General features: G+C 66.4%; 19 protein-coding genes. 7 read left to right on the top strand and 12 right to left on the bottom strand.

Annotated elements, in window-relative coordinates:
• Positions 1-68 precede the first annotated feature (68 nt).
• Positions 69-650, bottom strand: coding sequence for a hypothetical protein (locus ACQY8M_RS13015; protein WP_428672580.1), 582 nt, complete (start codon positions 648-650; stop codon positions 69-71).
• Between the two features lie 76 nt (positions 651-726).
• Between ACQY8M_RS13015 and ACQY8M_RS13010 the strand changes: the two genes are divergently transcribed.
• Positions 727-3,360 (top strand): DUF6600 domain-containing protein, encoded by a 2,634-nt coding sequence (locus ACQY8M_RS13010; protein WP_428672578.1) that lies wholly within the window; start codon positions 727-729, stop codon positions 3,358-3,360.
• A gap of 4 nt (positions 3,361-3,364) precedes the next feature.
• Here the strand turns inward: ACQY8M_RS13010 and ACQY8M_RS13005 are convergent, their stop codons facing one another.
• Positions 3,365-4,333: a D-2-hydroxyacid dehydrogenase gene (locus tag ACQY8M_RS13005; RefSeq protein WP_428672576.1), complete on the bottom strand. Its 969-nt coding sequence runs from the start codon at positions 4,331-4,333 to the stop codon at positions 3,365-3,367.
• A gap of 67 nt (positions 4,334-4,400) precedes the next feature.
• Positions 4,401-5,627, bottom strand: a complete 1,227-nt coding sequence (locus ACQY8M_RS13000) for an NAD(P)/FAD-dependent oxidoreductase (protein WP_428672574.1) — start codon at positions 5,625-5,627, stop codon at positions 4,401-4,403.
• Positions 5,628-6,305: 678 nt separating this feature from the next.
• Between ACQY8M_RS13000 and ACQY8M_RS12995 the strand changes: the two genes are divergently transcribed.
• The 3 genes from ACQY8M_RS12995 to ACQY8M_RS12985 all read left to right on the top strand — a co-directional run bounded on the left by ACQY8M_RS12995 (position 6,306) and on the right by ACQY8M_RS12985 (position 11,162).
• The gene (locus tag ACQY8M_RS12995) at positions 6,306-8,015 is read left to right on the top strand and encodes a P-loop NTPase fold protein (protein WP_428672572.1); all 1,710 of its coding nucleotides are present in this window, start codon (positions 6,306-6,308) and stop codon (positions 8,013-8,015) included.
• A 178-nt stretch (positions 8,016-8,193) separates the two neighbouring features.
• Positions 8,194-9,054: an HpcH/HpaI aldolase family protein gene (locus ACQY8M_RS12990; RefSeq protein WP_428672570.1), complete on the top strand. Its 861-nt coding sequence runs from the start codon at positions 8,194-8,196 to the stop codon at positions 9,052-9,054.
• Positions 9,051-11,162: a S9 family peptidase gene (locus tag ACQY8M_RS12985; RefSeq protein ID WP_428672568.1), complete on the top strand. Its 2,112-nt coding sequence runs from the start codon at positions 9,051-9,053 to the stop codon at positions 11,160-11,162. Before ACQY8M_RS12990 ends, ACQY8M_RS12985 begins: the two co-directional genes overlap by 4 nt.
• Positions 11,163-11,207: 45 nt before the next feature.
• Here ACQY8M_RS12985 and ACQY8M_RS12980 read toward each other — a convergent pair whose 3' ends face one another.
• From ACQY8M_RS12980 to ACQY8M_RS12955, 6 genes are all read right to left on the bottom strand, one after another.
• Positions 11,208-12,416: an adenylate/guanylate cyclase domain-containing protein gene (locus ACQY8M_RS12980; protein ID WP_428672566.1), complete on the bottom strand. Its 1,209-nt coding sequence runs from the start codon at positions 12,414-12,416 to the stop codon at positions 11,208-11,210.
• A gap of 43 nt (positions 12,417-12,459) precedes the next feature.
• Positions 12,460-13,308, bottom strand: coding sequence for an SMP-30/gluconolactonase/LRE family protein (locus ACQY8M_RS12975; protein ID WP_428672563.1), 849 nt, complete (start codon positions 13,306-13,308; stop codon positions 12,460-12,462).
• A gap of 10 nt (positions 13,309-13,318) precedes the next feature.
• Positions 13,319-14,071: an ABC transporter ATP-binding protein gene (locus ACQY8M_RS12970; RefSeq protein WP_428672561.1), complete on the bottom strand. Its 753-nt coding sequence runs from the start codon at positions 14,069-14,071 to the stop codon at positions 13,319-13,321.
• 99 nt (positions 14,072-14,170) lie between these two features.
• The gene (locus ACQY8M_RS12965) at positions 14,171-15,952 is read right to left on the bottom strand and encodes an ABC transporter permease subunit (protein WP_428672559.1); all 1,782 of its coding nucleotides are present in this window, start codon (positions 15,950-15,952) and stop codon (positions 14,171-14,173) included.
• A gap of 31 nt (positions 15,953-15,983) precedes the next feature.
• The gene (locus tag ACQY8M_RS12960; RefSeq protein WP_428672557.1) at positions 15,984-16,853 is read right to left on the bottom strand and encodes a branched-chain amino acid ABC transporter permease; all 870 of its coding nucleotides are present in this window, start codon (positions 16,851-16,853) and stop codon (positions 15,984-15,986) included.
• A gap of 3 nt (positions 16,854-16,856) precedes the next feature.
• The gene (locus ACQY8M_RS12955) at positions 16,857-18,029 is read right to left on the bottom strand and encodes an ABC transporter substrate-binding protein (protein ID WP_428672555.1); all 1,173 of its coding nucleotides are present in this window, start codon (positions 18,027-18,029) and stop codon (positions 16,857-16,859) included.
• Between the two features lie 117 nt (positions 18,030-18,146).
• On the opposite strand from ACQY8M_RS12955, the gene ACQY8M_RS12950 reads away from it, so the two are divergent.
• The gene (locus tag ACQY8M_RS12950) at positions 18,147-19,496 is read left to right on the top strand and encodes a sensor histidine kinase (protein WP_428672553.1); all 1,350 of its coding nucleotides are present in this window, start codon (positions 18,147-18,149) and stop codon (positions 19,494-19,496) included.
• A 1-nt stretch (position 19,497) separates the two neighbouring features.
• The gene (locus tag ACQY8M_RS12945; protein WP_428672551.1) at positions 19,498-19,842 is read left to right on the top strand and encodes a response regulator; all 345 of its coding nucleotides are present in this window, start codon (positions 19,498-19,500) and stop codon (positions 19,840-19,842) included.
• A gap of 2 nt (positions 19,843-19,844) precedes the next feature.
• Here ACQY8M_RS12945 and ACQY8M_RS12940 read toward each other — a convergent pair whose 3' ends face one another.
• The 3 genes from ACQY8M_RS12940 to ACQY8M_RS12930 form a co-directional block, all read right to left on the bottom strand.
• Entirely contained in the window at positions 19,845-20,759 is a 915-nt protein-coding gene (locus ACQY8M_RS12940) for a polysaccharide deacetylase family protein (protein WP_428672549.1), read from the bottom strand.
• A 92-nt stretch (positions 20,760-20,851) separates the two neighbouring features.
• Positions 20,852-21,685, bottom strand: coding sequence for a phytanoyl-CoA dioxygenase family protein (locus ACQY8M_RS12935; protein WP_428672547.1), 834 nt, complete (start codon positions 21,683-21,685; stop codon positions 20,852-20,854).
• On the bottom strand, positions 21,685-22,446 hold the full coding sequence (locus tag ACQY8M_RS12930) for an SDR family oxidoreductase (protein WP_428672545.1): 762 nt from the start codon (positions 22,444-22,446) through the stop codon (positions 21,685-21,687). Before ACQY8M_RS12930 ends, ACQY8M_RS12935 begins: the two co-directional genes overlap by 1 nt.
• Before the next feature lie 88 nt (positions 22,447-22,534).
• Here ACQY8M_RS12930 and ACQY8M_RS12925 point away from each other — a divergent pair, with 88 nt between their 5' ends.
• Complete coding sequence (locus tag ACQY8M_RS12925; protein ID WP_428672543.1) at positions 22,535-23,698, top strand: serine hydrolase domain-containing protein; 1,164 nt, start codon at positions 22,535-22,537, stop codon at positions 23,696-23,698.
• The last annotated feature ends 9 nt before the right edge of the window (positions 23,699-23,707 follow it).

Raw genomic sequence — 23,707 nt, 5'->3', positions numbered from 1 at the left:
GTGCCCCGGAAACTCCGCAAAGACTTCGCGGAGTTTCCGGGGCCCTACCGGCGCGGCTCTCGAGCAGGCTAGCGCGGCTCCGTCCAGCTTTCGGAGAAGGCCAGCGCGCAGGTGCTGAAGGGCTGGCCCTCGCGCTCCCGCGCCCAAGGCTGGCCCTTGGCTTCCTTGCCGTCGACGGTCAGCCGTGCGCCGAGCGCGGGGATGAGCAGCGTGCACACGCCGTAGGGGCGCGGGTTCGGGGCCTGGTTGGGCTGCGTATGGATCAGCAGCGGCTCACCGATATCGTACCAGGTGAGCGCAAGCTCGGAATCGATGGCCGAAACATGTTCGGTCCAGAAATAGCGCGGATCGCCCGACTTCTCGAACGCAGCGTCGGTGACCGGAATCGTCAGGTCCTTCAGCTCCGGATTGAGCATGCCCTGCACGGTCTTCTGCAGCCAGCGCGCCATCGCGATGTTGTCGGAATAGATGCGCCAGCGGCCGTCGGTCAGCTCGCTTTTGACATACAGCACATGGCCCGGCCCCATCGGGCAATGGATGATCCGCCAGTAGCTGGCATCGGTCGAATTGGGATCGCCGTCCTTGCTGCTGAGGCGAATGAACGGGTTCTCTCCCGTCAGGATCGTTCGATTGGGGTCGGCAACGCTCATCTCGGTCCTCCTGTTCCGGAACTCGCTCGTCGAGTCCGGCGTTGTTCCTGCTGCTGGAGAATGCAGGAGCGCTCCCATGGTCGTATTTCGCCGCGCCATTGTCATCTTCGTTACGGGAAGCTTGGGTTACGCTGGCGCTACGGTCGCACAGACGGGACCGGGCGATCCGCCGGGCCGCGTCGGGCGGCTGGCCTTCATCCAGGGCACCGTCTCGTTCCACGACAACGAGCAGACCGACTGGGCGCCCGCTCTGGTGAACACGCCGGTGACGAGCGGCGATGCGATCTGGACCGAGCCCAATGCCCGGAGCGAGATCTCGATCGCTGGCACGCGCCTGCGCATGGACAGCGCAACTCAGCTCGACATGCTCGCCCTCGACGACACGCAGACGCGGATGCAGCTCGATCAGGGCCGCATCGACATCAGGACCTTCACCTACGACACCAGGCAGCCCTACGAAATCGTCACCCCGCGCGGCACCATCTCGTTGCAGCAGCAGGGCGACTACTACGTCGAGGCGGGCACGACTGAGGATCCGACACGGCTCGGCGTGCGCCAGGGCGCGGCACAGATCCAGGCGCCCAACGGGCACGTACTGGCGGTGCGCGCGGGCGAAGTCGGCGAGATTTCCGGGGATGGCAGCGCGCCGCAGCTCCACACGATCCAGACCGCCCCGCCACCAATGCCGGCGTCGTGGGCGGAGCGCGACCGACAGGTCGTCTACGACAAGCCGCCGCAGTACCTCAGCAGCAGCATCACCGGATACGAAGATCTGAATGCCTACGGTACGTGGAGCAACGATCCGGAATACGGCCAGGTGTGGTCCGCCCGGTCGGTGCCGGCCGGCTGGTCGCCCTACAGCACCGGCCGCTGGAGCTACGAGCGGACCTACGGCTGGACCTGGGTCGACGAGCAGCCATGGGGCTTCGCGCCCTATCACTACGGCCGCTGGGCACAGCGCAACAACCGCTGGTTCTGGGTCCCGCCGGAGCGCCAGCAGCGCGCCGTCTATGCGCCGGCATTGGTCGCCTTCGTCGGCGGCACCGAGCTCGGCGCGGCGATCGGGCAGCAGAATCGCGCGCCGGTCGGCTGGTTCCCGCTCGGACCACGTGAAGCCTACGTCCCGCCCTACACCAGCAATCGCGATTACTACCGTCGCCTGAACGCCGGTGCGCGCGTCCAGCAGCAGGTCCTGGAGGATCGTTGGCAGCGGGCCCAGCGGCGTGAGGCGATCGCCAACGACAATCGGCAGTTCGCACTGATGAACCGCCGCTTCGCGACGGTGGTGCCGGCCGAGGACTTCGCCCGGTCACGCCCCGTCCAGCGGGTCGCGATCCGGGTGCCGGCCGACAGGCTCGCCACCGCGCCGGTGGCCTTGCTCGCGGCGCCTCCCTCGCCGACACAGTCGATCCGGGCAAGCCGCGGATGGGATGACGACAACCGTCGGGACGGCGTCAATCGCCCGAACGATCCGCGCGGGAACGATCGCACTGTGCGGGACAACGACCGCAATACCCGCGACAACGATCGGAACGGCCGGGACAACGATCGGAACCGCCCGGATCAGGCAAACGCGCCCGGCGCTCCGTCGCGTCTCGCCACCATGCAAGCCATCAAGCCCGAGCCGGAGCGGGAGAAGGCGCCCGGTCCGAAGTTCACCCCGCGCGCCGCCGTAGCTGCCAATGCTACGGAACCCGGCAAGACCGCCGAGCCCGCGAAGCCGGGCGAGCCCTCCAAGGCCGCCGACGGCAAGGTGCCGCTGCCGCTCCTTGCCCCGCGCAACGCATCCGCTCCGCCCCCCGCCAAACTCGAGGGTGAGCGCCGGCCGGTGCAGGGCCAACAGGGCAATGCTCCTGACAAGCGGCCGGCGGACGCTGATCGTCCGGGAACGCCGCCACGTCCGGGCGAAGCCAATCGCCCCGAGCCGCAGCGGCCCGATCAGCCCGGCCAGGCCAACCTGCCCCCGGTCCGTGATCGCAGCACGAATCGTCCGGAGACGCCGAGGACGGGCGACGTCCAGCGCACGGAGCCCAATCGCGCGGAACCCTCGCGCCCTGCGGCACAGAGTCCAGAGCCGCCGCGCCCAGGGCAGCCGGACCAGGCCAAGCTGCCGCCGGTACGTGACCGCAACGAGCAGCGGCCGGAGTCGCCGCGGACGGGCGATGCCCAGCGCAACGAGCCCAACCGCGCGGAGCCTCCGCGTGCCGCCCAGCCAGCACAGCCGCCGAAGGCTGCCGCGGAGCCGCCGCGCCAGACAGAGGCCCCGAGGCCTCCGCAGGCCCAGCCCGCCCCGCAGCAGCGTCCAGCTGAAACTCCGAAGCCGCCGCAGGTCGCAAAGCCGGCCGAGGCTCCCAAGCAGCCACAGGCTGCACCGCAGGCTCCTCATCAGGCGACGCCGCCGGCTCCCGGGCCGCAGCGCGACCGTGAGACTCGCGCGGCTCCCCCGCCTCAGCCGCAGCGTCAGGCGCCGCCTCCCCAGCAGCAGACTCGTGCTCCGGCACCCCAGCCGCCGGTTCAGCACGCAGCGCCACCGCAGCAGGCTCAGGCGCCGCGCCCAGCTCCTCAGCCGCAGCAGCAGGTCCAGCGGCCGGCGCCCCAGCCGCAGCAGGCCCAGGCGCCTCGCCCCCAACAGCAACAGCAGCAGCCGCAGCACAATCAGCAGGCGCAGGCGCCACAGAACGATAAGAACGACAAGAACGACAAGAAGTAGTGGTCTACAGCACCTGATTTCGGAGAACCTGGTCGCCCTTCCAAAGGCGGTCCAGGTTTTCGACCAGGATGTCGATCACGTTGTCCTCGTAGGCGCGCGTCTCGCCCGCCGTATGGGGCGTGATGAACACATTGGGCATCGTCCACAAAGGCGATGCCGCCGGCAGCGGCTCCTCGGCGGTCACGTCGAGCGCCGCTGACGCGATCTTGCCGGCCTGCATCGTGGCGATCAGGGCGGCCTCGTCGGCGACCTTGCCGCGCGCCACATTCACGAACATCGCCGACGGCTTCATCGCCGCGAACGCCGCGGCGCTCATCAGGCCGGTGGTCTCGGGCGTCAGCGCACAGGTCAGTGCCACGATGTCCGCCTGCGGCACGAGCGTCACCAGCTCGCCCATGGCGTGGATCGAATCGGCGCCGTTGGTGCCCTTCCCCGGATCCTGGCGGATGCCGATCACCTTCATGCCGAACGCCTTGCCGAGCATGGCGAGATGGCTGCCGATGCGGCCCATGCCGACCACCAGCAGGGTCTTGCCGCCAAGCTCGTCCTCGCGCTGCGTCAGGTCGCCGATCATGCCGCGCCAGAACTTCTTATGCTGGTTATCGCGCGCCTCGGGCAGGCGCCGCGCCACCGCCAGGATCAGGGCGATCGCATGCTCGGCCACGGCGCGCGCATTGACGCCCGCCGCGCTGCACAGCCGCACGCCCTTGGCAGCAAGCTGCTCCTTCGAATACTGATCCATGCCCGAGCTGATCGACTGGATGAACTTCAGCTTCGAGGCGGCAGGGATCAGGTCGTTCTTCCACATGCCGGAGACGACCACGACATCGGCCTCGCCGACGCGCTTCTGGAAGTCGTCGTAGTTCCAGACCTGGAAGTTGCGGATGCCGGTCTGGCGCAAATCGAATCGCGCCTGCATCTGATAGGCCGCGTGCGCGAAACAGATGGTCAGGTCCTGCTGTGCCGGAAACATGTCTCTCCCCTTGGATCAGGAGGGACGCCGTACGCGGGTTCTTCCGCGCCAGCAAGAGTGTTCCGCGTCAGAAGCGATCGGGCCGGAACGGCGCCAGGTCGACGGTGGTCGGCTGGCCAGTGGCGAGCTCGGCCACCAGCTTGCCGGTGATGCCGGCCATGGTGAGGCCGAGATGGTCGTGGCCGAAGGCGAAGAAGACGTTCCTGTGGCGCGGCGAGCGGCCGATCACCGGCTTCGAATCGGGATGCGACGGACGCGGCCCCATCCAGCGCGACACCGGCTCGCCCCGGAGGCCCGGCACAAGCGCCCTGGCATGGCGCATCACCCGGTCGGCGATACGCATGTCCGCCGGCGCATCGGGCGCGGCGAACTCGGCGACGCCGGTGGCGCGGATGCCCTCGTGCATATGGGCCAGCGAGACGCTGCGGTCGGCCGAGACCAGCGCGCGCTTCAGCCCGAAGTCCTGCGGCGCGAACATGACGTGATAGCCGCGCTCGGCCTCGAGCGGCACCGAGGTGCCGAGCTGCCGGGCCAGCGGCCGCGACCAGACGCCGGCCGCGAGCACGACCTGCTCGACATCGATCGGCGCGCCGTCGGTCAGGAGCTTCGTCGGACCCTCGCTGCCGATCGCGAAGCCGCGCACCTCGGCCGTCACGATCTCGCCGCCGCGACGCCGGAAATCCTGGACCAGCGCACTGGTGAGCCGGAACGGATCGATGGTGCGGCTGACGTCGGGCAGCGACACCGCCTTGATCACGCTCCGGGCCAGCGCCGGCTCCATCTGCCGCGCCTCGTTGCCGTCGAGGATGTCCATGTGCACGCCGTTGCGGCGGCGCAGGTCGAGCGCATACGCCGCGCCCTCGAACGCCGCCTCGCTCTCGAACACCATCATCAGCCCGTTGTGGTCGACCCATTGCGCGGCATCGGCGCCCTCGATCAGCGGCGCGTAGCCGGCGTGGGTATGGACCAGCAGGCTGTTGCGCGCCGCGGCGATCGCCTCGACCCGCGACGGCCGCGACGCCTCGACGAGGCGCAGGAAGAACGGCAGCGCCTTCGGCACGTGGCTCCAGCGCAGCTTGAGCGGCGATTCGGAGTCGAGCAGCATCCCCGGCACCTTCTTCAGCACCCCCGGCAGGGCGAAGGGCACGCAGGAGGCGGTGCCGAAGCTGCCGGAGTTGCCGAACGAGGTCTTCATCCCCGGCTCGCCCTTCTCGACCAGCCGGACTTTGAAGCCCTCGCGTTGCAGATGCAGCGCGCAGCAGACGCCGACGATCCCGGCGCCGATGACCGTCATGGATCTTTCAGGTGCCATTGAGCGCGTCCTCTCGCTAAGCTCAGGCTGCCAGTTTCATCTCACACGAGGTACTGCTGTCATCCTGCGAAGCGAAGATCTTATCGAACGATTGGACTCGGGTCGCGTAGTCGGTGTGAGGTCCTTCGGTTCGCTGGGATCGGCGTCACCCCCCACCGCAAGACTTCCCAGACCTGTGGGAGAAGGGCGTAGAGCGCGTAAAATCGTTTATTCGTAAGCTTGGCCAGCGCGAGGTATCGACAGGCTCGGACTAGAAGATCAACCCACCCGTTAGATGAGCTTCTGGAAGAGGGTGGGCAGTGGCGATGGCTCTTGGGTGCTGACCGAGAAATCCCCGATTGCCTCGCAACCAGGCTTCAGCTCAACCAGTCGAGTAACGCTAAGGACGACGGGATTTCGACTCCAGTTCCGCCGCCAAGATGAATCATGTGCGATCTGTGGACAGTTTGCTGTTGCTCTCCACAGGCAAGCGGCATCAATCAATGAATAGCTCGCCGGTCACCTCGCCCGTCGGAGCGCCCATGTACATCAGCATCGCGATTTCGCTCGAAGCTCTCGTGCTGGTAGCAATACCACTGCGTGTATTCGGGCATTGGTGATAGCATGTCCCTGCTCGCCGGGGGTACACCGGCCTAACGTCGAAGCGATCCTATACCTACGATGTCCCTGACAGCCATCGAGAGCGAACTCGCTCGATTCATTACGTCAACAGAGCCTGAAGTATTGTGCTTGAGAGGCCAATGGGGCGTTGGAAAATCTTACCTTTGGGAGCGGGCGATAAGGAATTCCGCCACGGCAGGGAGGGTTGGACTACAGAAGTATTCGTATGTTTCTTTGTTCGGTTTAGACTCGCTCGACCAGCTTAAATATGCCGTGTTTGAAAATAGTGTAGATGCTAAGTCTATGAGTACGGGGCCGACCGTCGAGACTTGGGACAAGAATGTATCAGAGCTTGGCAATCGGTTAGGACGAAAATTCGGGACGCAGCTAATTGCCGTGCTCAGAGGGAAAGATGCCGCCACCATCGCTCAGTCTCTGGCATTCCTTTCATTCAGCGAGACCATCGTCTGCATCGATGACCTTGAGCGAAAAGGTCGCAATCTATCCATTAAAGATGTCTTGGGTTTGGTTTCTCATCTTAAAGAGAAAAAGAAGTGTAAAGTTGTTCTCATTTACAACGATGTGCAGTTGGCTGAGGATGATGCTGAAGCGAAGGACTTTGGAAAGCATAGCGAGAAAGTTGTAGATATATCGGTCAACTACGCGCCTACAGCTGAAGAGAACATCGCTGCGGCATTTCCAAAGGCAACTGAGCTGGGAAATATGCTCGCGTCGCGATGTAGGACTCTGAAAATATCGAACATTAGAGTTTTAAAGAAGATTGAGCGGATTGCTATTCGCGTCGCTCCTCTGCTAGAAGCTCTCGACCATCGTGTTCTGGAACAGGCTGTTCACACGCTCTCTCTATTCGGCTGGCTGATCTACACTGGCCAAGATGCGATGGCCGCTTTTGCGAAAGCAAAGCGGGGCCGGGGGATGTACGGCAAGACCGGCGGAAAATTGACCGCCGAAGAACAGGAATGGGACAACCTTCTGGACCGCTGTGAATTTTCGAATGCTGACGCGTTCGACCTTGTCTTGATTGACGGTATTCGTTCAGGGTACTTCGATTTCGCCACCATAAGGCAAGCGGCTGAGGAGCGGGATAGGGCAATCAAGGCTGGCGACGCCGAAGCATCATTCCAGGCGGCATGGCGACTTTATCACGACAGTTTTGATGATAATGAAGCTGAATTGGTGGAGAGGCTGCTTTCTTCGTTTATGCAGTCTGCAAGGCAGATCAGTCAAAGTAACTTAAACGGGACGGTTGTCTTCCTAAAAGAGCTCGGCCATGCGGACAAGGCCGCGCAAATAATTGAGCACTACATGGCTGACCACCAAGCTGAAGGCCGAGACTTTTTCGACGTGTCGGAAATATCATCTTTTGGTGAGATATCCGATCCTGATGTTCAGCAAGCGTTTACGAAAACGCTTCAAACATTTGATGCGGAGCACAGCCCAGAAGAAGCCCTTCGCGCTATAGGGGGCAGTCAAGGCTGGAATGCGCAAGATGAAAGGATAGCAAATGCGCTTACCGCGGATCGACTCTACAAGATTTTCAAGGGCGCTAACGGCCGGGAGTTGAGACAACTAATTCGAGGCGCCCTAGTCGGCAAACGGACAGCGGGTGCAGAGAGATTAAAGCCACTCGCCGACCGAGCCGAGGGCGTACTTCAACGGATCGCCAGCGAGTCAGCTTTGAACCGGTTGCGCGTTGAGAAGTTCGGAGTCCGAGTCAACGAGACGCCCGATAAGGAAGAGTCGCCTTAGCCGCGAGCACCACCTAGTTACTGATATTCTGTAGCAGCGACAAGCCCACTCTCGCACACGTTACTTTCGCATGGCGCGCTCGCGTAATCCGCCGCCCATGCTCACGCCCAGTATCGCCGTGCTGGCCTTCCGAGCGACAGCCGCGCACTATGGAGGCGACCAACCTCGAGGGACCGCCATGGCCATGCGCCGCAATCTGCTTCGTGAACGTCTCAACGCCGGCCTGCCGACCGTCGGCACGCATATCCTGTCGTGCTGGCCGACGCTGGTGGAGTTGATCGGCCATTCCGGCCAGTACGACTATGTCGAGTTCACCGCGGAATATGCGCCGTTCGACATGCACGATCTCGACAATCTCGGCCGGGCCTTCGAGGTCGCGGGACTGGGCGGCATGATCAAGATCGAGCAGACGCAGTACACGCACCAGGCGATGCGCGCGATCGGCTCGGGCTTCCAGAGCGTGCTGTTCGCCGACATCCGCTCGGTCGAGGACGCGAAGCTGGCCGTCGACGCGGTGCGCGCCGAGACGACGATGGCGGCGGGCGCACGCGGCCGCGGCCGGCTCGGCGTCGGCATGCGGCGCGACGTCGGCACCGTCCGCCACGGCGGAACGCCGGCCTATGTCGATGCGCTGAACGAGGTCGTGATCGCCATCATGGTCGAGAAGAAGTCGTGCGTGGACGATCTCGAGAGGATCCTGTCGGTGCCCGGCATCGACATGGTGCAGTTCGGCGGCTCGGACTTCTCGATGAGCATCGGCAAGCCTGGCCAGCATGGCGACCCCGAGGTCGTGGCGGCCGAGAAGAAGACGATCGAGATGGCGCTGAAGATGGGCAAGAACCCGAGGGTCGAGCTGCGCGATCCGAGCCAGGCGGCGAAGTATCTCGACATGGGCGTCCAGCACTTCTGCATCGGCTGGGATGTGCGCATCCTCGCCGACTGGTGGGATGCCAAGGGCGTCGAGATGCGCAACCTGGTCGAAGGCAAGGCCAAGCCGGCTGCCGACGCGAAGCCCGCCAAGGTCGGCAACTACGCGTGAGTTCGCCGCCGGTCGCCCCGAGGCGCCCGGCGCCGTTCACCCGGCACGGCGTCACGGTCGCCGACGACTACGCCTGGCTGAAGGACCCCGACTGGCAGAAGGTGCTGCGCGATCCGTCGCTGCTGCAGCGCGACATCCGCGCCTATCTCGAGGCGGAGAACCGCTTCGCCGAGGAGATCCTCGCGCCGACCGACGCGCTGCAGAAGCAGCTCGTCGCCGAGATGCGCGGCCGCATCAAGGAGGACGATTCCGGCGTGCCGATGCCGGACGGGCCGTTCGCCTATGCCTGGAAATTCCGCGAGGGCGGGCAGCATGAGCAGATCGGCCGCCTGCCGCGCGACGGCGGTGAGTTCCGGACCATTCTGGACGGCGATGCGCTCGCCAAGGCGTCGGACTACTTCAAGTTCGGCGGACGGCGGCATTCGCCCGACCATCGCCTCGAAGCCTGGAGCGCCGACCTGCGCGGCTCGGAGTATTTCACCCTTCGTGTTCGACGCTGGGACACCGGCGAGGACCTGCCCGACACGCTGGCCCAGACCGGCGGCAGCGTGGTGTGGAGCCGCGATTCGACGTTCTTCTTCTATGTGCTGATCGACGAAAATCACCGGCCGCTCAAGGTCTTCCGCCATCGGCTGGGCACACCGCAAAGCGACGACGTGCTGGTCTACGAGGAGCCGGACGCCGGCTGGTTCATTCACATCGAGGAAAGCGCCAGCGGCCGTTTCTGCATCATCGCCGGCGGCGATCACGACACATCGGAGCAGCGGCTGGTCGATCTCGCCGATCCGAACGCGACGCCGCGCCTGATCGCGCTGCGCGAGAAGGGCGTGCGCTACAGCGTCGCCGACCGCGGCGACGAGCTGTTCATCCTGACCAACGCCGATGGTGCGGTCGACTTCCGCATCGCCACGGCTCCGCTCGCAAATCCGGACCGCACGCAGTGGCGCGAGCTGGTCCCGCACCGGCCCGGCGTCTATATCCTGTCAACGGAACTCTATGCCGGCCATCTGGTGCGGCTGGAGCGGTCGAACGCCCTCCCCTCGATCGTGATCCGCGACCTCGCGACGGGCGCCGAGCACGGCATTGCCTTCGACGAGGCGGCCTATGCGCTCGACATGCAGAGCGGCTACGAGTTCGACACGACGACCTTGCGCTTCTCCTACTCGTCGATGACGACGCCGGCCGAGGTCTACGATTACGACATGGCGAGCCGGCAGCGGACCCTGCGCAAGCGCCAGGAGATCCCGTCCGGGCACGATCCGTCGACCTACGTCACCACCCGCATCTTCGCGAAGTCCTACGACGGCGCCGAAGTGCCGGTGTCGCTGCTGCATCGGCGCGATTTCGTGCCCGACGGCAAGGCTCCCCTGCTGCTCTACGGCTACGGCTCCTACGGCATGGCGATGCCGGCGTCGTTCTCGGCCAATCGCCTGTCGCTCGTCGATCGCGGCTTCGTCTATGCCATCGCCCATATCCGGGGCGGCGCCGACAAGGGCTGGAACTGGTACCTCGACGGCAAGCGCGAGAAAAAGACCAACACGTTCGACGATTTCGCGGCGGCAGGTCGCGCCTTGATCGAGCGTCGCTATACCTCGGCCGGGCGCATCGTCGGTCACGGCGGCAGCGCGGGCGGCATGCTGATGGGCGCCGTCGCCAACCGCGCGCCCGAGCTGTTCGCCGCCATCGTGGCCGAGGTGCCGTTCGTCGACGTGCTGAACACCATGCTCGACGAAACGCTGCCGCTCACGCCGCCGGAATGGCCCGAATGGGGCAACCCGATCACGGATGCCGAGGCGTTCCGCACCATCCTCGCCTACTCGCCCTACGACAATGTCACAGCCCAGCGCTACCCCGCGATCCTCGCCATGGCCGGCCTGACCGATCCCCGCGTCACCTACTGGGAGCCGGCCAAGTGGATCGCCCGCCTGCGCGCGACCATGACCGGCGGCGGCCCGGTGCTGCTGCGCACCAACATGGGGGCAGGCCACGGCGGCGCGTCGGGCCGCTTCAGCCGCCTCGACGAGGTGGCGATCGCCTACGCCTTCGCGATCTCGATCGTGGGTCTCGGTCTTCCGGACCGCGAGCCTCTGGCTCGCTCAAGCGCATGAGCGAGCCGGAGGCTCGCGGTCCGGAAGAGCATGATCCGAAGATGACTATCCGGCGAGCGTGAAGAGTTCCGCCTCTTCCCGCACGCCGCGCAGGCGGTGGCGGCCGAGCGACACCAGATGGCTGCGGCTGTCGGCCGCCGCCTCGGCGAAGGCCTGGGAAACCAGCAGCGGATGGCCGAGCGCCTTGCACAGGGCCTCGATGCGTGCGGCCTCGTTGACGGCCGGCCCGATCACCGTGAAGTCGAGCCGCGCGGCGGTGCCGACATTGCCGTACTGCACCGTTCCGACATGCAGCGCGATGTCGAGGCCGGGCGTCGTCTGGCCGGCCTCGCGACGGCGCGCAGCCAGCAGGTCCATCAGGTCGAGGGTGTCGCTGGCAGCCGATAGGGCGGCGGCGCAGGTCGCGGCCCGCCGGCGGTCGTCGGTGCGGAAGATCGCGAGCAGGCCGTCGCCCAGGAATTTCAGCACCTCGCCGCCGCGCCGCGCCATCGGCCGGACCATGCAGTCGAAGCACTCGTCGAGCAGGGCGATCAGCTCGCGGCCCGGCAGCGTGTCGGCCAGTGCCGTGAAGTCGCGCAGGTCGGCATAGAACAGCACCGCCTCGACCTCGTGCACCTCGCCGCGCCGCACCGCACCCGACAGCACGCGCGCCGCCGGGTCCGTGCCGAGATAGGCCTCGAGCAGTCCCTGCCCGACCGCGCGCATGGCGACCGCCTTTACCGCGAGGGCAAAGACCGGCAGCAGCTCGCGCAGCCTGGCGAAGGCGGCGTCGTCAAAACCGTCGACCGAGTCAGTCGCGACCGAGCAGACGAGCCAGAGCTGGCCGACCCCCTCTTCGGCACGCGGGCCATCGCCGGGCGCCAACTCGCCGAACGGAAAGATGTTGCCCAGCCAGTCCGTCATGCCGAGGCCGCGCAGTTCGTCGAAGACCGGCTCCTCGTCGTCTGGCGGAGGTTGCCGGAGATCGAGGCGCCGCTCGGACGTGCCTGCCCTCAGCATCGCAGCGAACGGGCTTTGCTGCATGATCGGCCGATCTATCTCGGCATGCTGGAACTCGAAGCGCGTGGCCGGTCCCGTCGTGCGATCCCAGGTGAGGGCCCGCGCCAGCACCATGGGGTGCAGCGCATTCATGCCGACGAAGATCCGCGCGACCGGCACGCCCTCGGCGCCGAGCCGGCGCGCGAAGCCGTCGACCAGTTCCTCGAGCGGCAGGTTGCGCAGGCCCGACTCGGCCAGCCAGAGGGACAAGCTCATCGCATCAGCTTAAGGCAATTCCTCTTCGCCGGGAGCGCGGCTCTTACAGCGCGACCTTGGCGAGCGGCAGCGGCATGCCCGGGACGTCGGCGCGCGTCTTGAAGATGCTGCCGCAATTCTCGTGCGGCCCGCCGCGTGAGCCGGTGACGATGTAGAGATCGCGCAAGTCGTCGCCCGCAAAGCAGAGGCTCGTGACCATCGGCAACGGCACCGCGATGTCCTGGCGATGCGAGCCGTCGGGATTGAACACGGCGACCCGCCCGCCGTGGGCGTCGGCGACCCAGACCGAGCCGTCCTGCGCCACCTTCAGGCCGTCGGGCACCTTGTCGTCACCGAGCGACACGAATTTGCGCCAGGGACCGACGCTGCCGTCGGGTTTCGCGTCGTACACGCGCACGTATGGCCCGCGCGCATCGCAGTGATAGAGGAGCTTGCCGTCCGGCGAGAAGCCCAGTCCGTTGGTCAGCAGCACGCCGTCCGACAGGGTGCGCATCGAGCCGTCGAGGTCGATGACGTGCAGATGGCCGGGCTTGGGCGTCTCGCCACCGAACACCCTGAAGGCGAGCGAGCCGACGTAGATGCGGCCAGCGGCGTCGGTCGTGAGGTCGTTGAAGCCGGTCGCGCCGGGAATCGCGTCGAGCGACAGCAGCGGCTTCGTCGTGCCGTCGGTCAGCGACACGCAGGCGATGTCGCGGCCGCCGACGACGATGCCGCCCGACTCGTGCAGCGCCATGCCGCCGATGCCGCGGCGCTTTGGAACGGCGGTCGAGACCTCGCCGGCCCGATCGAGCAGGAAGACGCCGCCGTTCATCACGTCGCTGAAATACAGGCCGCGTTGCGGATCCCAGACCGGGCCTTCGATCAGGCCGTAGCCGGTGGCCACTCGCTGCATGGGTCCACCTCTAGTGTGCGGCCAGCGGGGCGCTGGCATCCGCGCCGAAATAGGCGTGCTCCAGGCGATTCGCGAGATCGCCCTCGTTCGCCCGCGCCTCGAGGACGATCGAGCCCCGCGCCAGGGCGTAGACGCGATCGACCACGGCGACCGCCTTCTCGATCAGCTGCTCGACGAGCAGCACGGCAGTGCCGGCTTCGCGCAGCCGCACGACGGCGGCGAGCACGCGGTCGACCAGCACGGGCGACAGGCCAGCGGAGGGTTCGTCGAGCATCAGGAGGCGCGGACGCGCAACCAGTCCCTGGGCAACGGCGAGCATCTGCTGCTGGCCGCCGGACAGGGTGACGGCGCGATCGTTGCGCTTGGCGGCGATCTCCGGGAAGAAGGCCAATGCCTCCTCGACGGACGTTGCACGCACGTCACGCGACAGGCCGTAGCCCGCGAGCAGGAGGTTGTCGAAGACGCTGAGCTGCGTGAACACGCGATGCCCCTCGACCACATGGACGAGGCCGGCACGCACCGTCTCGCGCGGGCTGGCGGTCGAGATGTCCTGGCCCGCAAAACGCACCTGCCCGGTGCGCGGTAGCAGGCCGGACATGGCGCGCAGCAGGGTCGTCTTGCCCGCGCCGTTGGGGCCGAGCAGCGCCACGGCCTCGCCGGCGGCGATGGTGAGCGCGATGTCGCGCAATACCACGATCTTGCCGTAGCCGGCCGTCAGGCCGCTCACCTGCAGCAGGGGGCCCTGATTAGCTGTGCCGTTCAAGCCAGGCCTCTTTTGCTGGGAGCGCGGCTCTCCAGAGCCGCTCTTCTTCGTATGGCCACATTCCACGAGCGGCTCAGGAGAGCCGCGCTCCCAGCAGGGTTAAGCGCCGAGATAGGCACTGACCACCTCCCGATGCGAGCGGATCTCGGCCGGCGTGCCGGCGGCCAGAACCTTGCCGAGATTGAGCACGGTCACGCGATCGCAGATGTCGAAGATCAGGTCGGCATGATGCTCGACCAGCAGCACGGCGGTGCCCGCGCGGCTGACCGCCTTGATCAGCGCGCCGAGGCGGCGGATCTCCTCGGCGGACAGGCCCGCGGCGGGCTCGTCGAGCATCAGGCAGGCAGGCCGCAGCATCAGCGCGCGGGCGATCTCCACGAAGCGCAGCTCGCTGTGCTGAAGGCGGTCGGCGCGCACCGCGGCGAGCGCATCGAGGCCAACCGTGGCGAGGGCCAGCATCGCCGCCTCACGCAGCTGCGCCTCGTCGCGGCGATGGCGCGGCAGGGTGAGAAGCGATTCGGCGAAGGTGCCATGCCCGTCGATCGTGCCGCCGATCATGACATTCTCCAGCACCGAGGCGCTGCCGATCACGCGCGGCGTCTGGAAAGTCCGGGCGATGCGATGCGGCGCGCGGAGGTGCGGCGCAGCCGGCGGCAGCACCGCCGCGCCCAATTTCACCTCGCCTCTCTGGGGTGCATAGTAGCCGGAGATCACGTTCAACGTCGTGGTCTTGCCGCTGCCGTTCGGGCCGATCAGACCATGGACCTCGCCGGGCCGGATCTCGAGATCGAGGCCGGCGATGGCGCGTACGCCGCCGAAGGAGAGCTCGATGCCCTTGAGCGTCAGCAACTCGCCGGCACGCCGGTCGCCGAGCAGGTGCGGCAACAACTCGGGCCGCGGCGCAATCTCGCGATGCTGCTCGAGCGGCCGGCGGTTCTTGTAGTCGAGCAGGTCGGCGATCCCGCCGGGAATTACCAGGACGATGACCAGCAGCAGGGCGGCGTAGAGGAACGTCGACCATTGCACGAGCGGCGCCGCGAACTCGGGCAGCGCCGTCAGGAGGATGGTGCCGAGCGCGGGTCCCAGGATCGAGCCGCGCCCGCCGATCAGGATGCCGATGAAGAACAGCACCGACATCTCGAAGGTGAAGGCGTCGGGCGTGATGTAGGATTGCAGCGACGAGAACAAGCCGCCCGCCACGCCGCCCAGGGCACCCGCGAGCAGGAAGACCATCACCAGCAGCCTGGGCTTGGCGACGCCCGAGGCTTCGGCCGCCACCTCGGCGTCGCGAATGGCGATCAGGGCCCGGCCGTAACGGCTCGAGGCGATGTTGGCCGTCATCCAGGTCGCGATCGCCGCGAGCAGGAAGCAGAAGTAGTAGAAGCCCCAGCCCGGGTCGAATGGCCAGGGGAACACCGGACCGGGCGTGCCGACGCCGCCGCCTGTCACGCTCTTCCAGGCCAGCGCCACCTGGGTGACGATCGTGGCAAAGCCCAGCGTCGTCATGGCGAAGTAGAAGGTGCGCAGCCGCAGTGCCGGCAAGCCGACGATGACGCCGAATGCCGCACCGACCACACCGCTCGCCACCAGCGCGAGATAGGGATGCCAGGGTTCACCGACGTTGCCGGCGGCCAGAGCGGCCGTGGTGTACGCGCCGAGCGTCAGCATCGACACCCAGCCGATCGCGATCTGGCCGGCATAGCCGACCACCAGGTTCAGGCCGGCGCTCAGGACCCAGTAGATGTAGGCGCGTTGGGCGATGACGCCGATGTAGGAATCGTCGAGCAGCGGCAGCAGCAGGCCGACCAGCCCGAGCACGATCCACGACAGCTTGCCCTCGAGCTTGCCGAACAGGCCCGCACCGACGGTTCGGGTTTGCATGGGGGCGGTGGTGTCCGTCATACGCCGCCCCTCATACCCGTCTGGCCGTCGCCGCGCCCGCCAAGCCCTCGGGCCGCAGCAGCAGGACGACGATGAAGACCACGAACACCGCGACCGCAGCGAAGATGCCGCCGACCAGGAAGTTCGCCGCCTGCTGGAAGAGCCCCAGCGCCAGGCCGCCGATCACCGCGCCCCGGTTGGAGCCCATGCCGCCCAGCGCGACGGGCACGAAGCCGTAGAAATTCAGGATCGCCTGGTTGCCGATGAAGGCGAGCAGCATCTGCGCCCCGGTGAAGCCCGCCAGGGCGCCGATCATGCCGGCCAGCGCGTAGCTCGCCATCCTGAGCCGCGTCTCAGGCAGGCCGAGCGCGCGGGCCGCGTAGCTGTCCTCGGCGATGGCGAGGAAGGCGCGGCCGATCAGCGTCTTGCGGTAGAGGAACTCGAGGCCCGCGATGGTGACGGCGCAGGCCAGCACGGGCAGCCAGAATTTCTGGTCGATCCTGCCCCAGATCGAACCCGGGTCGATCGGGATCAGCACTGGGAAAGGATAGGCCTCGGTGCCGTATTCGATGGCAGTGACCTGCTGGACCATCAGCGCGAAGGCGAGCGTCGACAGCACATAGAGGTGCTGCTCGATGCTCTTCAGCACCGGGCGCACGGTCAGCACCTCGGTGACAATGCCGAGCAGCGCGCCGCACGCGAGCACGAGCACCAGCGCCACCGCGGCATTGAGGCCAAATTTGTTGATGAAGAGCGCGCCCAGCACACCACCCAGCATTCCCAGCATGCCAGCGGTGAAGCTGAACACACGCGACGCCGAGAACATCACGTTGTACGTGATGCCGATCAGTGCGTAGACCGCTCCTACCGCAAGCCCGTAGGAGACGATCGACTCGAACATGGCCTAGCTGCTGTAGCCCGGAGCGACGTTGAAGGCGCCATCCTTCAGCGAGTTGACCTCGCACATCACCACCTCCGAATCGGGGAAGCCGTTGTGCTGCTCCGGCGTCCAGGTGACGGTGCCATAGATGCCCGGCCAGTCCTTGACCTTGTTCATATAGGCCACGATGTCCTCGTTCTTGGTGCCGGCGGTCTTGAAGATCTCGGCCATGAGCGTGGCACTGTCCCAGCCCAGGGCCACCCACCACAGCAGAGTGTCGCTGAACTCGATCTTCGCCTTCTTCAGCCGCTCGACATAGTCCGCCGCCTTGGGGAGCAGCTTGCCGTTGATGTAGCAGACCTGGCGGAAATTGTTCGAGTAGACCTTGTTCCAGTACTCGGGCTTCTCGAGCAGGGCCTTGGTCTGGCCCGAGCCGAGCGTGGTCTGGCCGACGATCGGCACATCCCAGCCCATGGCGCCGCGCGTATTGCAGATGCGCGACAGGAAGCCGGCATTGACGCTCCACGGCATGATCACCTGAGCGCCGGCATTCTGCATGCGCAGCAGTTCGGGCTTGAGATCGGGATTCGCCGCGTCGATATGGTTGGTGTAGACGACGTCGGCGCCCTTGGCCTTCAGCATCGGCACGTAGGTGTTCACGGAGGCCGTGCCGTAGCCGGTGGTGTCGCTGACGACGGCGATCTTCTTCAGCTTCAGCACGTCGACCACGTAATGGTTGGCGCCGCCGCCGATCTGGGTGTTGGTCGGAGCGATCCGGTAGGCCATCGGGTACTTCTTGACGTCGATCAGCTCGTCGACCCAGCACGGATGCAGCATCGGCACCTTGTCGCGCGCGATCAGCGGCGTCGCTGCCAGCGCCTCGCCCGAATTGACCGGGCCGAAGATCATGGCAACCTTCTGCCGCTGGGTGAGCTCGGCGACGGCGTTCACCGCCTTTGTCGGGTCGCTCTGCGTGTCGCGGCTGATCAGCTCGATCTTGCGCCCGTTGACGCCGCCGGCATTGTTGATGGCTTCGACGCCGAGCTGGACACCCCGGTTGATGCCGACACCGGTCGACGAGCTCGGCCCGGTCAACGCCGGGAGGTATCCGATCTTGATCGGTTCGTTCTGTGCGATGGCAGGCGCAGAGAGCCCGGTTGCAAGTGAGACGGCGCCGGCGGCCGAGCCGGACAGCATTTGTCGACGCTTTATTGGCATAGCTTTCCCTTCCCTAACGGCGATTCATTTGTTGGAGCACAGCATAGACGTTGGCCCTTGGCGGTCAACGAGAGACGCCGCTAAGGTACCGCTTGCATGCTCGCCGAACGCGACGCCGATACGCTGCTCGCCACGATCCTCGATGGGATCGGCCAGCCCTTCTATGCGGTCGACGGCAACTGGCGCATCTATTTGTACAATCATGATGCGGCGCAGCATTTCGGACGCCCCGCCGAACAGATGATTGGCACGATGCTCTGGGACAGTTTTCCGCAGGATGTCGACTCCGAGCGCAGCCGCATCCTGCATGACGCCATGTCACGGCGCGAGACCGTCAAGGGCGAGACGATGTCGCTCGTGGGCCGCTATGTCTCGTACGTCATTTTCCCGCTGGGCGACGGGCTGGGCGTGGTCTTTCGCGACGTCACCGACCGGCGCGTTGCGGAGAAGCAGCGCGAGATCGCCGAGGACGCGCTGCGCAAGCGCTCAGCCGAGCTCGAGGCGGTGCTCGAGACCATCCCCACGGCGGTATGGTTCACCACTGACCCTGAAATGCGCAACGTGATCGGCAATCGCCGCGCCACCGAGATGTTACGCATGTCGCGCGAGGCAGACCTGTCGTCGGCGCTGCACCAGCCGTCCCACTTCACCGTGTTCCGCGACGGGCTGGAGATCGCCCCGGACGCGCGGCCGCTGGATCGCGCCGCCCGTGGCGAAGAAGTCTCCGACGAGGTGCTCGAAGTTCGCTTCGACAACGGGGACCGAAAGGTCCTGCTGCTGCGCGCCTCGCCGCTTCGCAACACCGACGGCACGCTGCAGGGTGCGGTGTGCGCGGCCGCCGACGTCACCGAGCGGCACCGCTACGAGGATCACCTCAAGCTCCTGGTGAACGAGCTCGATCATCGGGTGAAGAACACGCTGGCGATCGTGCAATCGATCGCCACCCTGACCCTGAAGGATGTCGATCCGGTCGTGCGCGCCGCCTTCGAGCAGCGGCTGCTGACGCTCAGCGCCGCGCACGGCCTGCTGACCGACGAGAGCTGGGACGGCGCCCATCTCGCTGCGGTGGCCCGCGCCTCGCTACGCGCCGCCCACGAGCGGGTCAGCTTCGAGGGCGGGGATCTTCGCCTCAAGCCCAAGAGCGCTGTCGCGCTGTCGATGGCGCTGCACGAGCTCGGCACCAACGCCTTGAAGTACGGCGCGCTCTCCGTCGAGCAGGGCTCGGTCACGGTGCGCTGGTCGACCGGCGGCGGGCGCTTCCGCCTGCGCTGGGAAGAGAAAGGCGGGCCACCGGTCTCCCCGCCCACTGATCGCGGCTTCGGCTCGCGCATGATCGAGCGCGGCCTGGCGGCCGAGCTGCGCGGCGAGGTCCGCATCGACTGGCGTCCGGAAGGCGTGGTCTGCACCGTCGACGCGCCGCTGGTGGCGATCCATGAGAAGGACTGACATGCGGCGCGCGCTGGTCGTCGAGGACGAAGTGCTGGTCGGCATGCTGGTCGAGGAGATGCTGCAGGAACTGGGCTATCAGCTTGCGGTGCTCGCGACGCATCTCGACGAGGCGCTTGCGCTTGCGCGAACGGCGTCGTTCGACTTCGCGGTGCTCGACGTCAACCTCAACGGCAAGCAGAGCTTTCCCGTGGCCGACGTGATCCGGGCGCGCGGCTTGCCGTACCTGTTCGCAACCGGCTACGGCAGCCGCATCCTGGAAACGCCCTACACCGACGTGCCCGTCCTGCAGAAACCGTTCAGCCTCGAAGAACTGCGCCGAGCGCTGGAGCAGGCCGGCCTTTAGCGTCAGGTCGCCGGGGGCACCATCGTGCCCTTGGGCAGCGACGCGCAGTGATCGTAGATGTCGGACGGCCGGGTGAACCAGACCTTGTCCTTCTGCGGATGGTTGGCGATGTGCTGCAGCGCCTCGCGCAATGCGCGCAGTCGGTAGGGCTGGCCGACGATCATGGTGTGGAGCGCGATGCCGCAGACCAGCGGCTGCTTCGCCGACTGGCGCAACAGCTCCTCGAACTGGCCGATGATCATGTCGCGGAAATCGTCGCCGGTGTGGTGGCGCACCAGGATCTGCGGGCTGTCGTTGACCTCGATCGGATAGGGCACACTCATCAGCGGCCCCGAACGGGTCTTCATCCAGATCGGCTGGTCGTCGTTCGGCCAGTCCATCAGGAAATCGTATCCCGTCTCCTTGAGGAGATCGGGCGTGACGCGCGTGGAGGCCATCCACGGCGCCATCCAGCCGCGCGGCCGCTTGCCCGAGGCCTTCTCGATCGAATCGCGGATCTCTTCGAGGAAGCGCCGCTCGTCGGCTTCCCACATGCCGCCGTGGCGCTCGGCATTGGTGCGGCCGTGGCCGATGAACTCGTCGCCACGCGCCTTCAGGGCGTCGACGATCTGCGGCGCGTAGTCGAACACCGTGGTGTTGATCAGGTGCGCGGCCGGCAGGTTGAGCTCATCGAACAGCTCCAGGCACCGCCACACGCCGACCCGGTTGCCGTAGTCGCGCCATGCGAAGGTGCGCGGATCGGGCGGCGGATTGGCGACGGTGAGCAGATGCCCCTCGCCCGCACCGAAGGCAAAATGCTCGATGTTGAGGCCGAGATAGACGGCGAGCCGCTTGCCGCCCGGCCAGGAGTAGTCCTTGCGCTCGACGATCGGCGAATAGGGATAGCGGTCGTGATAGGGCAGGCGGATCGTATGCATTATTTCCTCGCTGGGAGCACGGCTCTCCAGAGCCGCTCTTTGCTTCGGCTTGCCACAGACCATGAGCGGCTCTGGAGAGCCGCGCTCCCGGCTCAGGACGGCAGGATGGGTTTGGCAATCTCTGCATTCATCCGGCGGAAGGTGGCGACGGCGTTCGCGTGGAATGTCCGCTCCTCCGGCCCGGCCTCGACCAGCGGCCGCCGCTCCTCATCGAAGTGGCCGTAGGTATCCTCGCCGCGCACCAGCATCGCGCTGACGCGCGTCGGCATGGTGCAGCGCGCGTGGGTCGGGATGTAGCTGATGCCGAGCCCAACGCGACGCTGCGTCGAGCGATTGGGCCGCGAGTTGTGGACCAGGTGTGTGTGATGGAGCGAGAACTGTCCGGCCTTGACCGCCATGTAGGCGGTGCGCGACTGGTCGACTTCCGCCGCCAGAGTCTGGCCGCGTGACAACAGGTTGTCGGTGTCCTGCATGTCGGAGTGGCGCAGTTGCCCGAGCTTGTGCGAGCCCGGCACGACCTCCATGCAGCCCGCTTCGACCGGCGCATCGGTCAGCGCCACCCAGGCGGTGACGTGACAGATCGGATCGAGTGCGAAGTAGGTCGCGTCCTGATGCCAGCTCACATAGGTGCCGGTGCCGGGATCCTTCGGCCAGACCGAGAGGTGGAACAGGCGGATGCTCGGGCCGATCAGGTCCTCGACCGCATCGAGGATCTCGGGCGAATGCACGATCTCGTCGACCCACGGAAACAGAAGATGCGGCTTGAAATTATGGCCGCGCGTCATCTTCTGGCCCTCGGCACGCTCGAACGCCTGCAGTCTCTCGTGCCAGGCCGCCGCGCGTTCGGGAGAGAAGGCATCGACTGGGCAGACGAATCCATCGCGCTCGTATTGCCCGATCTGATCGGGTGTCAGCTTCTTGGACATCAGTGCGCCGTCCAGCCGCCGTCGACGAACAGCAGCGTACCGGTTACGAAGGACGAGTCGTCGCTCGCCAGGAACAGGGCCGCCTTCGCCACCTCCTCGGGCTGGCCGATGCGGCCGATCGGGTGGCGCTGCTTCCAGAAGCTGCGCGCCGCCTCGGGATCGGCCTGGCGCTGCAGCGAGCGTGCCGGCATCGGCGTGTCGATGACGCCGGGCATCAGCGCATTCACGCGGATGCCTTGCGGCGCATGATCGACGGCGATGGTCTTGGTGAAGGAGGCGATTGCGCCCTTCGAAGCGACGTAGGCGGCATTCTTGCCGAGGCTCGATTGCGCGAGCTGCGAACCGACGGTGACGATCGCGCCCGACCTGGCAACGATCATCGGCTGGATGGCGTGGTGGATCCAGAGATAGGTGCCCTTTACGTTGATCGCGAAGGTGCGGTCCCAGGTCGCCTCGCTCAGCATGTCGACGGTTCCGCCGAGAGAGATGCCGGCGGCGGTCATCAGCACGTCGATGCGGCCCCATGTCTCCATCACGCGTGCCACGCCGTCGCGCGCCGCCTCGGCCTGGCTCACGTCTGCGGCGATGGTGATCGCCTTCCCGCCTTTGGCCTCGATGTCGGCCGCGACCTGGCCCAGCCCGACCTCGTCGAGGTCGACGAGCGCAAGCTTCGCACCCTCCGCCGCGAACAGCCGCGCCGAGGCGGCGCCGATGCCGGAGGCGGCTCCCGTGACGACGGCAACGCGATCCTTGAGCTTCATGTGACGCGAGCTTAGCCTGTGCACCCGGCCTCGCTCCAGTGGCGCGCAGGCAGCTCAAGACAAGAAATTTACATCCCGGAGGAACGCCATGAGGGTCGCGGTGGACAGGCTACTCGAGGACAGTGTGGGCAAGGGCGAGGTACCGGGCGTCGTCGCCGTGGCGACAGACTCCAAGGGAACGACCTATGAGGGTGGTTTTGGCAAGCGCGTGCTCGGCCAGCCTGCCGAGATGACGCCCGATACGGTGGTGTGGATGGCCTCGATGACGAAGGCGATCACCGGTGCAGCCGCGATGCAGCAGGTCGAGCGCGGCAAGATCGGCCTCGATGCGCCGGCCAAGGAGGTGATCCCGTACCTCGGCGAGGTCGAGGTCCTCGAAGGATTCGGTGCAGACGGCAAGCCCCGGACGCGCAAGCCTCGGCGCGACATCACCCTCCGGCACCTGCTCACCCATACCGCCGGCTTCAGCTACGAAATCTGGAATGCCGACATCATCAGCTACCAGACGGCGATGGGCGTGCCGGGCATCACCGGCTGCGAGAACAAGGCTTTGACAACCCCGCTGCTGTTCGATCCCGGCGAGCGCTGGGACTACGGCATCAATATCGACTGGGCCGGCAAGATGGTCGAAGCGACCAGCGGCAAGAAGCTCGGCCAGTATCTGAAGGACAACGTGCTCGGGCCGCTCGGCATGGACAGCACGGCCTTCTTCATCACGCCGGCGATGCGCGAGCGCCTCGCCCGCATCCACCATCGCGGCCCGGATGGCTCCCTGACCCCCGACATGGCCCTCGAGATCCCGCAGCAGCCGGAATTCGAGATGGGCGGCGGCGGACTCTACGGCACGGCCGGCGACTACGCGAAGTTCGTCCGCATGATGCTGAACCAGGGGCGGTCGGACCGCGGCGATCAGGTGCTGAAGCCCGACACCGTGGCGCAGATGTCGAAAAACGCGATGGGCGACACCAAGGTCTGCCTGCTCAAGACGGCGATCCCGCCGCTGTCGAACGACGCCGAGTTCTTCCCCGGCATCGACAAGCAATGGGGCCTTTCCTTCATGATCAACAATGCGCCGGCGCCGACCGGCCGGTCGGCCGGCAGCCTCGCCTGGGCGGGCCTCGCCAACACCTACTACTGGATCGACCAGGCCAAGGGTGTCGGTGGCGTATACGCCACCCAGATCCTGCCCTTTGCGGACACCAAATCGCTGCCGCTTTTCCACGCCTTCGAAAAGGCAGTCTACGACGCCTGAGCGACCGCT

Origin of the sequence: Reyranella sp. (genome assembly GCF_965279465.1) — a bacterium.
Lineage (GTDB): Bacteria > Pseudomonadota > Alphaproteobacteria > Reyranellales > Reyranellaceae > Reyranella.
The sequence above is the reverse complement of the archived record's forward strand: the minus strand, read 5'-3'. Positions and strand labels throughout refer to the sequence as shown.